Source organism: uncultured Lactobacillus sp., from assembly GCF_945290125.1.
GTDB lineage: Bacteria > Bacillota > Bacilli > Lactobacillales > Lactobacillaceae > Lactobacillus > Lactobacillus rizhaonensis.
The window spans coordinates 1-14,537 of the sequence record NZ_CALYQV010000015.1 but is presented as its reverse complement, the minus strand read 5'-3'; the positions used below and the strand labels follow the sequence as shown (position 1 = coordinate 14,537).

The window sequence follows — 14,537 nt, the reverse complement described above, 5'->3', positions numbered from 1 at the left end:
TTCTAGTAAGCTTTAGGCGAATTCAGGGAAGTTTAAAGTTTTTATCTGTTTTTTAGTGGTTTTTAACAGCCAGATTGCCTGATCTACTTGTGCCAGCGTCGCTTTGCTCGACCGTAAGACAACAGCAGCATTAGCTAAAGCATAGTCATAGCTCTGCATAAGTGCATCATAATGGACACTCTCGTTAATAGTTTGTTGTCCAGAATCAAAGTCTTTCTGGAGCTTCACTTTATCGCTGTCGGTTGCTACTTTTTGTTTCTGCTCAGCTGCTAATGAAGTGTTTACAGGAGAAAGTTTTATGCCCCAGCTAAATTTCACATCACTTGCTTTGACGAAACTGTTAGCTGCTATTATTTTTTCATTAGTGGTGAGAATGATTGGACCATATTTTTTGTCAGTCACCGGGGCCTTTAATTGTGTGCCATCATTATTGATAAGGGCTTTTCTGTCTAAATTGTTACTCAGAAGGTGGTAATACAACTCAGCTTTGTTTGTAGCCCCATTCCAAATATAGAACAAGCCGTCAACATTAAAGTTAGACTGCTTTGCAGTGTTAAAACTAATCCCAACAGGTTTTCCGGTGGCATCATAGAGTTTAACGTTTGCAGTAGTCTTTGCAGTAACAAAACTATAGGTTAAATCAGAGTAGTCGGTCGTTGGTAAGTAATTTCTCAGGTTGATACAGTTTTCATCTATGTATTCATTATGATGATTATGCAGGCGGAAAATATAGCCTTCAAAGTCTTCTGCCCAAGGTTCAACGGCTAAATCAACTTTTATTTTCTGCCCCTTTTTTAAAATATGTTTAGTTTTCATTTCGTTTAAAGTCTGAGTGGCTGTCTTTTTGAGAACGGTGGCCGTTGTAACCCCATTGTAAGTTAGAGGATAACCATCTAAACTTGCAACATTATAGGCTTTGACATAGCGATTTTTACCAATGGTATAATAATTTTTCCCTTTAATTTTTGTGAGTGGCAGATAGAAAATATGCTCATTGTTGTCTGAGTTAAAGTATTTAGTATAATAGTATTTCGGTTTTGCTTTAACTTGTTTAACTTTGCCTTGATATTTAACGATAGCTCGCTTAGGTAAAGTATGACCACTCTTGTTACCGGCTTTAGTATAAACAGCTGATTTTTGTAATAAAACTAATTTGCCCTTTTTACTGTTTTTACCGTTAACTTCCTTGACATCTGCAGCATTAATATAGCAACCTTTACCAATATTATAGAATTTTTGGCCCTTAATTCTTTTAGTGCCATAGTATTTCATAACATCTGCATTAAAGCTATAGATATACTTATAACCACTGGCATCATCTTCCGCATATGGCAGATCGTTATTCTTGTTTTTAATTTTATGACCATATTTATTATAAAGATGGGCACCATAGATTAAAGTAATTTTACCCTTTGCGGTCTTTTTACTGCTTTTAGCAGCCACTACTGTTTGTATTTGATCGCAATTTGCTACAAGTGGAGTCGCGACCAGTGCTAAAATAGCCAGGCTAATTCCAATTCTTTTTGTCAGCTTCATAATTTCCCCTCACTATCTCTACTACTTTCTGTCAAATTTATTATAACCTAATATACTTGTAGAAACATATGACTTAATGTGAAAGGATATAGGTCTGACAAAGTTTAACTTAAGTTTTAAATTATTAATTAGATTTAAGCAAAATGCTCTTATAATGAGGGTAAGAGAAAAGAGGTCTCAAGATGAAGATACCAAATTTAAGCAAGTTTAAAAAAACTGGGATAGGTATTGCAACACTGGCATTAGGTTTAGTCGTAACGGTGCAAACTAACTTAAATGTAGCTGCAGCAGCAACTCCTACTGTTGTCCCAATTAGTGCGACAGGTTTGCCATCTGATGCCGGTCTTTGGACTGGCACTGATGGTAGCTGCACGTGGAAATACGACGTTATTAGCAGAACCCTGCGGATTAGTGGCCCGCAAAAGAGTAGTCAATTATCAAGCACACCGTTTTTAAAGCAGTTTAAATGGTCTGGCAATATTGAGCATATTGTGTTTGAAACAACGGTTCAAATGGCTCCGAATTCGGCAGAAAAGTTTGCCGGTCTGGAGCATTTGGAGGATATTACGGGCCTGGACAAAGTTGATACTAGTCAAGTGACAAGTATGGCTTTGCTTTTTACTAATGACAAAGCTTTAACTAAAGCTGATGTTAGTCACTTTGTCACCAGCCAAGTGACTAGCATGGAACGAATGTTTGACAACACAGCACTAACAGAAGTAGATTTAAGCAGTTTTAATACCAGCAAAGTCACAAATATGAGCGGTATGTTTAGTAACAGTCCGATGAAACATCTTAATCTAAAAAGCTTTGCTACCAGCCAAGTGACCAATATGGCAGAGATGTTTGCGGATAGCAAGGTGGCAGAACTTAATCTGGCTAATTTTGATACTAGTAATGTCACTAACATGGCTGGTATGTTTGCTGGAATAAAAGTTCCTGAACTAAGTCTTAAGCACTTTGATACCAGAAAAGTTAATAATATGTCCGATATGTTTTCCAGTACCCAAAATTTGTCAAGTCTTGATCTGAGTAATTTTGCTACCAGTCAAGTGACTAATATGTCGGAAATGTTTTCGGGCAGTAAAGTTATTCACTTAAACTTGGCTAATTGGGACACCAAAAAAGTCACCAGTATGAAAAATATGTTTCAAGGGTGTTCTAACTTAACTAAACTTGACTTAAGTGGCTTTAATACTGGTAATGTTATAGATATGTCGGGGATGTTTGCAAAATTCGCTCACTTGGATCAGCTAAATTTCAGTCACTTGAATACGAGTAAAGTTAAAGATATGAGAGAAATGTTCGCCCACAATCCGGCTGTTACTAGTTTGGATTTAAGTAATTTTGATACCAGCAATGTTACTTATATGATGTCGCTGTTTTCTGGAAACAGCTCTTTGGTCAAACTCAATTTAACGGGTTGGAACACCAAGAACGTACGCTGGATGAATTATATGTTCAGTGGCGACAGCAGTCTGAAAGACATTGATTTGAGGCACTTTAATACTACCAACGTTACTGATATGCTTAGGATGTTTAAGGGCGCGAAAAGTCTTGAGCAGCTTGACCTGCATACTTGGGTACCCGCCAAGTTACCAGGGTCAGCGAAATGTTTATGGACTGTGATAATCTTGTTTTTGTTGATCTGCGTGGCTGGCGGTTACCAAAAGTATACGATTCAACGGAAATGTTTACTAATGATCAGAAGCTCGCTGGAGTTGATTTAAGTCATTTTAATATTCATAATAGTCAGATTTTGAAAAATGCTGGAAATCCCAAAGGCTTTGTTGTCAAACTCGGGCATTACTGCTTACGTAAGAGTTCGGGAGTGGGCAAAGGCTTTAAACATATCCAAGCAGTAGGTAAAGGCACAATTAGAAAACCTAAAGGCAAGAAATATACTGCAAAGCAATTACTAAAACTGTATAACCATTCTGCTAAAAAGAGTCCTAAAGAAACTTATGTCATGTATAATGGCAAAAAGCCGCAACTGCCTAAAGGGTTCAAACTTAAATAGATAAGACAAAATAGGCTAGTTCGTTTTTAATTACGAATTAGTCTTTTTGTTTATGTTAAAAAATTTAATCCCCCTGAGGGACAGACATAGTTGTCAGCTGCTCTTTTGCCGTTTTAACGTACCAGACAGCTTCATTTACCTGTGTGACAGTTGCCTTATCAGACCTTAACATAGCAGAAGCATTTCTTAAAGCACAATCATAATTAGACATGAGATCATGATAAGCGCTATTTTCTTCTAGATCTTTTCCTTCATTAAAAAGTGTGAGCAGTTCCTGTTTGTCAGCTCCTGTAGCAATCTTTTGCCCATTTTCAGCCTGCTCAATCGTATTCAGGGCTTTTAGCCTTAATCCACTGACGTATTTAACAGCGTTAACCTTAATAAAGTTATTGCCATAAATTAGTGCTTGCTTTTTTGCAGGGTAAGTTGGCTCTGAATTTGGCACCGGGTTTGGTTGGTTGGCATCAATCACACTAGCGTCACTGTAATTTAAACAATGATAAAACAGTTCCGCCTTGTTTTCCTCGGGTACCCAGAGATACATTAAGCCGTCAACTGTCAGATTACTGTATTGCGGCTTTATGATGCGTTTACCAATTGACTTGCCAGATGTGTCATAAAGTTCAACGCTGTTATTTGCTAGTGGAGTAACATAGGTGTAAACCAAGTCACTGTAATCAATAATAGGCAGATTCCTTTTCAGCTTAACATTGTCCTCATCAACATATTCATCCGGGTAATCATGTAATCTGTATATATAGCCCTCGAAGCCATCACTTTCATAAGGAATAACAGTTAAATCAAGTTTAATCTTTTGTCCCTTTTTGAGTTTCCGCTTTGCGGCAGAAAAATTTATTGTTGTAGTATAGGTTTTTTTAGTGACTGTGGCATTTACAGTGCCGTTGTAACGAGCAATGTGACCATTAATGTAACCGACATTGGCTGCCTTGATGTAGCGATTATGCCCTAAAGAATAATAATATTTCCCTTTAATTTTATGAGTAGGTATGTATCGGGGTTTGAAGTATCTGTCTATATCTTTAAGATAGTAAAAATATTTGGGTGTTTTAGTAGCAGTCTTAGCTTTTCCTTGATACTTGACAATTGCATTAGTTCTTAATTTCTTACCGGTTGCTTTGCCAGTCTTGGTGTAAATCAGTGAATTGTGATTTATTACTAATTTGCCTTTTTTAATATTGCGACCTTTTACTTCTAAAATTGCGACATTTTTAACGTAATAGTTATGTCCAAGATTGTAAAATTTTTGCCCGTTAATTTTTTTAGTGCCGTAGTAAGCATAACTGGTTCTGCCGTCACTATATTCATCAATTTCCATATCAGTAATCACGTAGCCCTTGGGATCAGCAGCAAAGCCGTTAGGAACGGTATAACCGTGATCAATATTCAATTTTATTTTATGGCCTGCTTGAGTATAAACATAATCGTTTTTAAGCAGCGTAACTTCTCCTTTGGCTTTCTGAGCAGCTTCTACTGTTTGGGAGTTAGCGGTATATGGTAAAAATAGACTGCTGGCTAGAGTCAGTGCTGTTAAACCAATGCCAACTTTCTTGAAAAATTTCATTTTTAGACCTCGCAAAAAATTACTTAAGTTAATATCATTGTAACCTAAAATGCTGCTTAAAATTGTTTTATTATATAAATTACTTAAACTTTTGCGTAGCTTTCAATATTTTTGCAAGGGTAAAATGGTTTTCAAAATATTCAATAAATTTAAGCAATAAAAATAGAGCTAATCCACCATAAAAGTGGACTAACTCTATTTTTAATTTAACTCCATTCGGCAAAGTTTAAAGTACTTAATTGAATTTTGGTTGTGTCAAGTAGCCAAATTGCCTGTTTTACTTGTGCAATCGTTGCTTTTGGAGATTGTAAAACAGAAGAAGCAATCATCAAAGCATTATTATAATTACTTACTGCACTTTGTTGCTCACACTTAACATTCTTGTTATTCTTATTTTCCTCAAATTTTCTTTGCAATTCTTGCTTATCCTTATCTGTTGCTACTTTCTGATCATTTTCGGCGTCTTTAGCAGTATTGAGAGGGGTAAGTTTAATTCCACCGGCAAAAGTAACATCACTAGCTTTGACAAAACTGTTAGTATAGCGAATCTTATCTTCTGTCGATTCAATTAGTTTATTGTTTTTGTCAAGCTCTGGTTTTTTAAGGTCAGTACCATCGTTATTAACAAAATAGTTTCTGTCTATTCTGTAGGTTAAAAAGTGATAAAACAGTTCTGCTTTCTTCTCACTAGGTACCCATAAGTAATAAAGACCATCAACGGTCAAGGGGCTTTGCTTATGGTTCCTGTAACTGATACCTGTTGGAGTACCGTCAAAATTATAGAATTTAGTATTTGTCGTTGTATTAGGCCTTACATAGGTGAATGTAAGTTCATCGTAACTTGATGTTGGCAAATAGTTTCTCAATTTAATGTAACTTTGACCAACATATTCGTTAGGATAATCGTGCAGACGATAGATATAGCCTTCAAAGTCTTCTGCCCAAGGCTCAACCGCTAAATCAACTTTAATTTTTTGACCCTTTTTTAGAACGTGTTTAGTGGAATCATTGGTTAATGTTTGAGTTGTCGTCTTTTTGAGAACAGTAGCATAGGTAACGCCATTATACATAAGAGGATAGCCATCTATACTGTCAACGTTATTTGCTCTAATATAACGATTTTTCCCTATTGCATAACAGTCTTTACCATTAACTGTTTCTGTCGGCAAGTAATAAAAGGTTGCCTTTTGCTCAGAAACGTTAAATTTTGCAAAGTAATATTTTTGCTTGGATTGGGTTTGCTTAACCTGGCCCTGATAGTTAACGACTGATTTAACTGGTAGAGTCTTGCCTTTTAGTTTACCTGTTTTAGTATAGATCGCAGAACTGTGATTCAAAACCAGCTTACCGGTCTTAGAGCTTTTACCGTTAACGTTATTAACATCACCGTCATTAATATATTCTCCTTGACCAATTTTATAGTATTTTTGCCCATTAATCATTATTGTGCCGTAATAATCTAAGGAGTCAACATCAAAAGAAGAAACATAGCAGAAACCATTAACATCTGGTTCAATTACAGAATAATTCCCGTTTTTTCTTGCTTTAAGTCTTTGACCATATTGATTATATACGGGTGCGTCATTGACTAAAGTAATTCTGTTTTTAGCTAGTTTTTGTGTTTTTGGCGCAGCTTGCACTGTTTGAATATGATTTAGACTTGGCATCAGCGGACCAATTGTCAACACTGTTGCGGCTAAGCCAATACCAATTTTCTTGAAAAATTTCATATCTTCACCTCATAATATACAATTTCTTTACTTATATCATTGTACTGCAAACTAATTAATAAATTTAGTTCAAACAAGTGTTCGATTATTTTCGTTGGTGGACGAATGCTTGTATAATTAGGTTAATAATTGTCTGAAAGTAAATAAAAAGAAGATGTCATGATGAAGCAAGAATCATTATTTACAAATAATGGGCAAAATGAACCATTGGCTAACCGTGTACGTCCCCAAAACCTAGATCAGTTTGTAGGACAAGAACAACTGCTGGGACCGGGGAAAATATTGCGGGAAATCATTGATAATGACCAGGTTTCCTCAATGATTTTTTGGGGACCACCGGGAGTCGGCAAAACAACTTTGGCGGAAATAATTGCTCGGCAGAGTCAGGCGAGTTTTTTCAACTTTAGTGCAGTTGACAGCAGTATTACTAAAATCCGTAAAATTATGAAGCAGGCTGAAGCAGAACACGAAGTAGGACAAAAAACGCTGGTATTTGTTGATGAAATCCATCGTTTTAACAAAGCACAACAAGATGCTTTTTTACCCTATGTTGAACGTGGCAGTATCACGTTAATTGGTGCCACTACCGAAAATCCTTCTTTTGAGGTTAATTCAGCGCTGCTTTCGCGCTGCAAGGTTTTTGTCTTAAAACCGCTTGAAGTCAAAGATATTATCAAGTTATTGCAAAATGCTTTGCATAACCCTAATGGCTTTGGTAAATTAACCGTTAAAATCAGTTCGCAGGAGATTAAAGCCATTGCCAAATTTGCCAATGGTGATGCCCGGACGGCTTTAAACACGCTGGAAATGGCAGTCTTAAACGGCAACAAAAATGGTAATACGATTGCTGTGACTATGGATAGTCTGGGACAATTAATCACGCAGAAGTCAGTCTTGTATGACAAAGACGGAGAAGAACACTACAATATCATCTCCGCTTTGCATAAATCAATGCGTAACAGCGATGTAGATGCGGCAATTTATTGGCTGTCGCGGATGCTTGAAGGGGGAGAAGATCCACTTTATATTGCACGTAGACTAGTGCGCTTTGCCAGTGAAGATATTGGCTTGGCAGATACTAATGCACTGAATGTGGCGGTCAACGTCTTTCAGGCTTGTCAATTTATAGGGATGCCGGAATGTGATGTGCATTTGACTGAAGCAGTGATTTATTTGTCGCTTGCGCCAAAGTCAAATGCGGTTTATAAAGCTAGACTAGCCGCTGAAGAAGATGTCAAAAAGACGATTGATGAACCAGTGCCTTTGCAAATTCGCAACGCTCCGACTAAGTTGATGAAAGATTTGGGCTATGGTAAAGGTTACCAGCTGGCGCATTATGCCAAAGACAAGTTAACAACAATGAAAACTATGCCACCGAGTTTAGAGGGACACGAATATTATTTGCCAACCTCACAAGGTCATGAAGACCGCTTTAAAAAAAGGCTGGAGCAGATTAAAGAATGGCACAAGGAACACGATAAATTTGATTAATTAGATAAGAATTAAAGAAATTTCGCTATTCGAGCGATAACTAAAAACAGGCAAATCACTTCCATTGTGATTTGCCTGTTTGTTATGATCTCAAATTTGCCCTAATTTTGAGATTAACAGCAGAAGTGAAAGTCACGGCTTTTAAATTTACATAAGTTACAAAAGGTTACTTTAGTTTGATAAAGTTATTAATTTCACAAATAAGTAGTATTATCAATGTGAAAAGAATAACTAATAGGAGGAAATAAAATGAATATTGCGCAAGCAATCAAAGTAACTTTTTCGAATGTTGCGATTGTCAGTTCAATAACGTCAACAATTTTCATTATTCTATTGGGCTTTTACCTGCGTAAACGCGGTATTTTTACCGAAAAGTTTGGTAAAATATTGTCCAAAATAGTTTTGACAGTTGCGTTACCAGCATTGGCTTTTAACTCATTCATGCAGCCGATTAGTAATGAAACTTTATCACAAGGGATGAACGTATTAATCTGGGGAATTGTAATTTATATCATTTTGATATTCTTGACCCCATTGTCCTATGTTAAATACCCTAAAGATAAAAGAGATGTTTTAGCCGTACTAACTACATTTGGTTCAACTACTTTCTTTGGTATTCCAATTGTAGGGGCTGTTTTCGGTCCTAAGGGTATCATGTACAGCTCCATCTTTAACATCGGTTACCGTATCTTCTTATATTCGTATGCATACATAAAGATGTCTGGATTAAAGATGAAGGCCAGCAATTTAAAGAAGATGTTTGTTAACCCAGTCGTAATTGCTACATTCTTGGGTTTGATTTTATGGTTGTGTCAAAATTATGTGCCTCAAGTAGCTGTTAAACAAGCAGTTAACGGTGTAATCAATGCCAATGCACCAATAGTTCACGTTGCGTTTTACCGTATTGACCAAACCGCAATTTGGCTGTATAAACCAATGCAATACTTAGCAAATCTGGCTTCACCTCTGGCTTGGTTATCAATCGGTTCAACTTTAGGCTCAACCTCATTCAAAGAAGCTGCTGCCAACAAGACTTCTTGGTACTACAGCTTTAACAAGGTTATACTAGTGCCAATCTTGAACTTACTGCTCTTGGTTCTTTTAACTGTAACTAATATTTTACCTGTCAGCTACATTGCGTTGGGAACAATTATTATCATGATGGCTACCCCAACTGCAGCTGTTGCATCATCTTATGCAATCAGTTTTGATCGTGAGCCGGTGTTATCTTCTGATGCATCATTTATTTCAACAATTATGGCGGTTATTGCCATGCCAATATGGATCGCTTTTCTGGGCGTTTTGAGTCAAATTGGTATATTTCATTAATTAGGAGGGAATTTGTAAATGTTTAAAATAGTAGCCTATGGTGTTCGTGAAAATGAAGTGGATTATTTTAAAAAATTAAATAAGTATAATTATGAATTGCAACTGGAATCCGACATGCTAACCCATGATAATGTTGAAACAGCTAAAGGAGCAGATGCAGTTTTACTCAGAGCCAACTGTGTAGGTGATGCAACCAACTTAGCTAAATTCAATGAGTGGGGCATTAAATATGTTTTCACGAGAACAGTGGGATATAACCATATTGATCTCAAGGCCGCTAAAAAAAATGATATGAAAGTTGCCCGCGTTCCTGCTTATTCACCATACGCAGTGGCTGAATTAGCTATGACTTTAGGAATGATGCTCTTTAGACATACCGCCTTAGCTACCACCTTGACTAATAAGGGAAACTTTTCAGTTTCGACTGCCACTTTTTCAGGTGAAGTTCATTCAAGTACAGTAGGTATTATAGGTACAGGTAGAATTGGAGCTACGGAAGCACAACTGTATCATGGCATGGGGACTAATGTTTTGGGCTATGATCCTTATCCGAGTGATTTTGCCAAACAATACGTAAAGTTTGTAAGTCAAGACGAATTATTAGCTCAATCAGACATTGTTTCAATTCACGTACCATATTTTCCAGGGCAAAATGATAATTTGATAGATGAAACTTTTCTAGGTAAAATGAAGAACAATGCGGTTCTGGTCAATACTGCCAGATCGCAACTGGCTGATTATCCTGCTGTTATTAAGGCAATTAAGGATGGTCAAATTGCCGGCTTTGCAAGCGATGTTCTGCCTGATGAAGCAGAAGTTTTAGGCCATAATTATAATGGCAATATCACTAATGATTTGACCAGACAATTAACAGAATTATATCCTAAAGTTTTATTAACTCCTCATATTGGTTCATATACCAGTCCTGCTTTAACGGACATGATTAATGTCAGTTATGAAAATTTCCACCAAGTATTAGAGACTGGTCATACTGATAATGATGTGAAACTTGACTAAAATTTATCTAAATAAAAAGCAAGCTACGACAATGATATGACCCCCAAATTTGTCCTAAATTTGGGGGTCATTTCACAATAGCTTGTTTTTTTATTTATTCAATTTATATATTTTAATTGGTCGACCAACCTTTAAATAGTGCACTTTAGTGGAAAGTTTGCCGGTTTTTTCCAAATAATCCAAATATTTTTTGGTAGTAATGCGTGATAATTTTGATTGTCGAGCTACATCTTGATTGGAAAATTCATCGGCAAGTTGGGAAATAGCAGTTTCAATTTTTGTTAAAGAAAAGTCTGAAAGTCCTTTAGGCAACCCGGTCTCATCATTTAAGTTATTCATATCTTGAGTAATAAAAATATGATCAAGTTCACCTTGTGATACCGTGTTGTTTTTTTGTAGCACCTTGTTATATTTTAAAAAATGTTCAATTGCCTCTTTAAAACGCTTAAAAGAAAAGGGCTTAAGCAAGTAGTCCAAAACGCCATACTTTAAAGCCATGTTGATGTTGGTACTGTCTTTGGCGGCGGAAAGCATAATGACATTGGGATGGAGATTATGTTGAATAAATTGTTCCAGTAATTCGGTGCCAGAAGTTTTAGGAAGGTAAACATCAAGTAGAATTAGATCAGGATTGATGTTTTTAGTAATTGCTAGTGCCTTTTTGGCAGTAGCGGTTTGATAAACAGTCAGATTTTCTGGCTTAATAATTCTCATTAAATATTGTTTGTTAATCGAGCTGACCATCGGGTCATCTTCAACTATTAAAATTGTTAACATTTTATTCCTTTTCGTGTTTTTCCTGCAAAGGCAATTCTATATAAAAATTGCTACCATGAGGCTTACAAGATGAAACTTCAAGATGGCCACTATAGGATTTAATGATTTGCTGCACTAGAATAAGTCCATAGCCGTGATCCTTGCCCTTAGTTGAATACTTCTGTTTAAATAAATGCTTTTTAACTTCACATGAAATGCCAGTACCAGTATCAGCAACTTCAATAATTAAGACTGAGCTTTCACTATCGAAATTAATTGCCAAGGTGATTTTGCCACTATCTTTAATTGCTGCTAACGAGTTGTCAATGAGGTTACCCAGTATTTTAATCAGGTCTAAATTTAATTGCTCAGTTACAACCTTTTGCGGTAAATTGGAGTCTGGCGTAATTTCCAAGTTGACTCTTTGTTCTTGCGCCTGGTTCATTTTTCCAGTTAAAAAGCCAACAAGCGCAGGAGATTCGAGCTGTTTATTCAATTGACCAAATTCTTGCTGGTAATTTTGGTTTATTTTTGCAATGAATGAATTAACTTGATCATACTGCTTTAATTCAATCATGCCGTAAATTGCCTGCAATTTATTTAAAAATTCGTGTGATTGTGCCCTTAGTGACTGAATGTATTGTTGGCTACCGGCAAGCTGTTCGGATAACTTCTGATATTTGGACTGATCCTGCAGTAGAGCTACTTGACCAAAAATCTGCTTATGGTATACCAGTTGACTAACTGAAACAATATATTCTTTAGCATTGATTAAGACAAGCTCATTTGTTTTAGGTAATTGTTGGTTGTCTGCAAATAATAAATCAATTAGATTTTTATCCAGGGCTTTTCCCACCATTAAGGAAGGAAAGGATTTTTTAGCCAAGTAATTAGCAGTAATTAAAATTTTGTGATTATTTACAACAATAAGCGCTTCATCAATACTGTCATTAATAGCATATAATTCTGTGAGCTTAAATGCAATTTCGTTTGGTTCCATATCAAACAGCGTTTTTTTAATGCGTCTTGATATTAATAAAGCCAGCAGTATGCCAATTATTAATGAAACTAGAGAGCCAATTACAACTGATCTTTGGGCGACTCGAATAACTTTATTAATTGATTTGTCGGTTAAGCCAACACAAACTATTCCGATTTGCTGCTTGTGTGCAAAAATCGGGCGGAAAATCCGGTAGCCAGTTCCCAAAACACCCATACGGTGAGAATAATGCGTCTTACCAGAACTTGATTTTTGAGCATCAGAAGGCGAACTAAATTTTTTGCCTATATGATTCTCGGAAGGATGGGAATAGCGGACGTAATTATCGTCAAGTATCACAATAAAGTCTACTTTAGTTTCTTTTTTAACTTGTTCGGCATATTTTTGGATCGGGTTATATGTTGTGGGTTTGACTTTTTTTCTTAAAGCAATTTGTACCTGCTCATTATTGGCGACAATTTTAGACACACTATTAATTTCTTCTTTGATGATTTGTTTTTGATTTTGCGCTACTTTGTATGAGGTGATGGTTCCAGCAGTTAGAATAAAAACAATGGTGGTAAAGAAAACCAGAAAAATAGTTTTTGTTTGCAGCGTAAAACGTGTTTTTTTAAACATATATCTGCCTTTGATATTTTGATATTGGATAACTTAATATCTCTTTCATACAGCTGAGACCCCTTAATTATTATTAGAATAACGTTTTTAATAAAATCACATTTTACTTATACTGTAAAATATGATAAAATGATTAAAATAAATTAGAAGAGAAAGGCTGTGGGAAATGAGATGAAAATGAAATTAGCAAGAGTTGCTTTACTGTGGTTGTGTATAATTGAAATGGAGGCTTTTTTCTCCAATAAGCCGAATTATAACTTAATATGGTCAATTAGTGCATTCATCATAACAATAATTGCTACAGCTTGCTTTGAAGTAAAAGAAGAAACATTTACTAAGCAAGTCGAAAATGATTTATTTTATTTTATGGCATTACAAGGTGCACCTATTAGTTTTGAAACTTTATATTTGTTGAATATGACAGATGAGCAAGAAGATCACCCATTATTGATACTCTTAATTATTGTATTAAATCTAATCTGTGTGATTTTATTTGACTATTTAATTAATCGGGCTAAATTTTACCAAGCTGAAGGTAAAAATGAATAAAATTTAACAAGATTTGAGTACCAGGCAACTATACTGCTTGGTTTTTTTCTAGCATAAAGTACGTTAGACTATTTGATAGTCCCTGGCTTTATTTCTGGCTTATTCGAAAACTTTTCAATACTAATCAGCTTTTTCTTTAGTTTAGAGTGAAACAAGTATGAACCTTTATTTGATAAAAAAGCGACACCATTCTCTTTACCATTATTTGCTTTTAAGCTAAACACACTGTCACTTATGCGTTTATATGTGCCTCTTTCAAATTGATGTCCGTCGATATTTATAGCATATTCGGGGTCCAAACCAAACGAAATTTCCACATGAGGATTGGAAGGATTTAGTGGCATTGCATATTAGTAAAACCCCCGAAAATAGTGGGCGGGTTTCTAGTATCATAGAGCAAAAAGCCTAAAGTGATAATAAATAAGAATCCAAAAATGTAGGTAGTAATTTTGTAACCATTTTTCTTCATGAGTTTTTCTCCGATAATGAGGTAAAAGTAGAGGGTTTTCTACTAGCGTAATGCTTGTTGACTATTTATCTACATATAATAATAGAACCTGATTTTTGTCAAACTTAATTTGGAATTTACAAAATAGCGGCATTAATAATATACTTAAATAAAGTAGCAGTGTATGCATAATAGCAATCGATTATATGAATATAGGCCAAAAAATGAGTACATCAGTGATAGAAAACGTAGAGATTAACGGGACAAAACTTTATTTTTCAATTAGTTCAAAGCAAAGTCAGAAGCCGATTATTTTATATTTACATGGTGGTCCAGGGGATGCCTGCATTCCCTAAAAATTTAATAGCGAACTAGAAGATCATTTCATTTTTGTTAATCTGGAACAAAGAGGTAGTGGACTGTCATACTATAAGTTTTCACCTGAAGAAGACTTGTCCATT

12 protein-coding genes are annotated in these 14,537 nt (G+C 35.6%); 6 read left to right on the top strand and 6 right to left on the bottom strand.

Annotation, left to right across the window (positions count from 1 at the left end):
• Positions 1–12 precede the first annotated feature (12 nt).
• Positions 13–1,536, bottom strand: coding sequence for an SLAP domain-containing protein (locus tag Q0K80_RS03955; RefSeq protein ID WP_294603452.1), 1,524 nt, complete (start codon positions 1,534–1,536; stop codon positions 13–15).
• 182 nt (positions 1,537–1,718) lie between these two features.
• Between Q0K80_RS03955 and Q0K80_RS03950 the strand changes: the two genes are divergently transcribed.
• Together Q0K80_RS03950 and Q0K80_RS03945 are read left to right on the top strand one after the other, a co-directional pair.
• Positions 1,719–3,266 (top strand): BspA family leucine-rich repeat surface protein, encoded by a 1,548-nt coding sequence (locus Q0K80_RS03950; protein WP_294603450.1) that lies wholly within the window; start codon positions 1,719–1,721, stop codon positions 3,264–3,266.
• Positions 3,227–3,556 carry a hypothetical protein gene (locus Q0K80_RS03945; RefSeq protein ID WP_294603447.1) on the top strand — a complete coding sequence of 110 codons (330 nt, stop codon included), beginning with the start codon at positions 3,227–3,229 and terminating at the stop codon, positions 3,554–3,556. Before Q0K80_RS03950 ends, Q0K80_RS03945 begins: the two co-directional genes overlap by 40 nt.
• A 64-nt stretch (positions 3,557–3,620) precedes the next feature.
• On the opposite strand, the gene Q0K80_RS03940 is transcribed toward Q0K80_RS03945, so the two are convergent.
• A complete protein-coding gene (locus Q0K80_RS03940; protein ID WP_294603445.1) occupies positions 3,621–5,138 on the bottom strand; it encodes an SLAP domain-containing protein in 1,518 nt (505 codons plus the stop codon).
• A gap of 206 nt (positions 5,139–5,344) precedes the next feature.
• A complete protein-coding gene (locus tag Q0K80_RS03935; RefSeq protein ID WP_294603443.1) occupies positions 5,345–6,868 on the bottom strand; it encodes an SLAP domain-containing protein in 1,524 nt (507 codons plus the stop codon).
• Positions 6,869–7,030: 162 nt separating this feature from the next.
• Between Q0K80_RS03935 and Q0K80_RS03930 the strand changes: the two genes are divergently transcribed.
• The 3 genes from Q0K80_RS03930 to Q0K80_RS03920 all read left to right on the top strand — a co-directional run bounded on the left by Q0K80_RS03930 (position 7,031) and on the right by Q0K80_RS03920 (position 10,705).
• A complete protein-coding gene (locus tag Q0K80_RS03930) occupies positions 7,031–8,359 on the top strand; it encodes a replication-associated recombination protein A (protein WP_294603492.1) in 1,329 nt (442 codons plus the stop codon).
• Between the two features lie 249 nt (positions 8,360–8,608).
• Positions 8,609–9,688 (top strand): AEC family transporter, encoded by a 1,080-nt coding sequence (locus Q0K80_RS03925; RefSeq protein WP_294603440.1) that lies wholly within the window; start codon positions 8,609–8,611, stop codon positions 9,686–9,688.
• Positions 9,689–9,706: 18 nt separating this feature from the next.
• Positions 9,707–10,705 (top strand): NAD(P)-dependent oxidoreductase, encoded by a 999-nt coding sequence (locus Q0K80_RS03920; RefSeq protein ID WP_294603437.1) that lies wholly within the window; start codon positions 9,707–9,709, stop codon positions 10,703–10,705.
• A gap of 90 nt (positions 10,706–10,795) precedes the next feature.
• Here the strand turns inward: Q0K80_RS03920 and Q0K80_RS03915 are convergent, their stop codons facing one another.
• A complete protein-coding gene (locus Q0K80_RS03915; protein WP_294603431.1) occupies positions 10,796–11,482 on the bottom strand; it encodes a response regulator in 687 nt (228 codons plus the stop codon).
• Between the two features lies 1 nt (position 11,483).
• Entirely contained in the window at positions 11,484–13,079 is a 1,596-nt protein-coding gene (locus Q0K80_RS03910) for a sensor histidine kinase (RefSeq protein WP_294603429.1), read from the bottom strand.
• A 177-nt stretch (positions 13,080–13,256) separates the two neighbouring features.
• Between Q0K80_RS03910 and Q0K80_RS03905 the strand changes: the two genes are divergently transcribed.
• The gene (locus Q0K80_RS03905) at positions 13,257–13,628 is read left to right on the top strand and encodes a hypothetical protein (RefSeq protein WP_147446411.1); all 372 of its coding nucleotides are present in this window, start codon (positions 13,257–13,259) and stop codon (positions 13,626–13,628) included.
• A 68-nt stretch (positions 13,629–13,696) separates the two neighbouring features.
• Here the strand turns inward: Q0K80_RS03905 and Q0K80_RS03900 are convergent, their stop codons facing one another.
• Positions 13,697–13,972 (bottom strand): hypothetical protein, encoded by a 276-nt coding sequence (locus tag Q0K80_RS03900; RefSeq protein ID WP_294603422.1) that lies wholly within the window; start codon positions 13,970–13,972, stop codon positions 13,697–13,699.
• Positions 13,973–14,537: the final 565 nt, after the last annotated feature.

Coding starts and splice junctions, on each gene's coding strand:
- Q0K80_RS03920 (WP_294603437.1), top strand. CDS start 9,707: ATGTTTAAAATAGTAGCCTATGGTGTTCGTGAAAATGAAGTGGATTAT.
- Q0K80_RS03945 (WP_294603447.1), top strand. CDS start 3,227: ATGTTTACTAATGATCAGAAGCTCGCTGGAGTTGATTTAAGTCATTTT.
- Q0K80_RS03950 (WP_294603450.1), top strand. CDS start 1,719: ATGAAGATACCAAATTTAAGCAAGTTTAAAAAAACTGGGATAGGTATT.
- Q0K80_RS03910 (WP_294603429.1), bottom strand. CDS start 13,079: ATGTTTAAAAAAACACGTTTTACGCTGCAAACAAAAACTATTTTTCTG.
- Q0K80_RS03940 (WP_294603445.1), bottom strand. CDS start 5,138: ATGAAATTTTTCAAGAAAGTTGGCATTGGTTTAACAGCACTGACTCTA.
- Q0K80_RS03915 (WP_294603431.1), bottom strand. CDS start 11,482: ATGTTAACAATTTTAATAGTTGAAGATGACCCGATGGTCAGCTCGATT.
- Q0K80_RS03930 (WP_294603492.1), top strand. CDS start 7,031: ATGAAGCAAGAATCATTATTTACAAATAATGGGCAAAATGAACCATTG.
- Q0K80_RS03925 (WP_294603440.1), top strand. CDS start 8,609: ATGAATATTGCGCAAGCAATCAAAGTAACTTTTTCGAATGTTGCGATT.
- Q0K80_RS03900 (WP_294603422.1), bottom strand. CDS start 13,972: ATGCCACTAAATCCTTCCAATCCTCATGTGGAAATTTCGTTTGGTTTG.
- Q0K80_RS03935 (WP_294603443.1), bottom strand. CDS start 6,868: ATGAAATTTTTCAAGAAAATTGGTATTGGCTTAGCCGCAACAGTGTTG.
- Q0K80_RS03905 (WP_147446411.1), top strand. CDS start 13,257: ATGAAATTAGCAAGAGTTGCTTTACTGTGGTTGTGTATAATTGAAATG.
- Q0K80_RS03955 (WP_294603452.1), bottom strand. CDS start 1,536: ATGAAGCTGACAAAAAGAATTGGAATTAGCCTGGCTATTTTAGCACTG.